Origin of the sequence: Rhodosalinus halophilus (assembly GCF_003298775.1) — a bacterium.
Lineage (GTDB): Bacteria > Pseudomonadota > Alphaproteobacteria > Rhodobacterales > Rhodobacteraceae > Rhodosalinus > Rhodosalinus halophilus.
Genome location: NZ_QNTQ01000060.1, coordinates 1 through 521, shown reverse-complemented (window position 1 = coordinate 521; position 521 = coordinate 1). Strand labels below are relative to the sequence as shown.

The 521-nt window shown below is 64.7% G+C and carries 1 protein-coding gene; it reads right to left on the bottom strand.

Features of this window, described 5'->3' with window-relative positions; genetic code table 11:
• On the bottom strand, positions 1–521 hold a 521-nt coding region (locus DRV85_RS18845), incomplete at both ends, for a DDE-type integrase/transposase/recombinase (protein WP_147238904.1).

The following is a 521-nucleotide window of genomic DNA, read 5'->3' as shown; positions in this document are numbered from 1 at the left end:
GCTCGTAGGGATGGCGCTCGGTGCCGCAGAACTCGCGGCCGTTGTCGGTGAGCACCGCTTTCACCGGCAGGTCGAGGGTGCGGTAGAACGGCAGCACGTCGTTGTGCAGCACCGCCACCGCGGCCTCGGGCTGCTTGGAGACATGCAGGAAGCCGAAGGCGTAGGAGCCGTAGGTATCGACCACGGCGTGCAGGTAGACCTTGCCCACGCCCTTGAGGCTGCCGACGAAGAACGTGTCGGCCGAGAGCAATTCGCCCGGAGCGCCTGATTCAACATGCCTTTCCCGGAAGCAGGGGTTCATCTTCTCCAGGAAAGCGACCTGTTCGGAGGTGATCTCGATGGCCTTCTCGGCGTTCTGCTGCTCGAGCGCGAGCCAGCGATCGATCTTCGTGCCGAGCCCGAGGTCGTGCAGGATCTTCTGGATGGTGATCGACGAAACGCGGATCCCTTCCAGCGCCAGCATGGCCTCGTGCCGGTTGCAGCCGTAGGCGGGGTGCGCGAGCGCCAGCGCCTTGATCTTC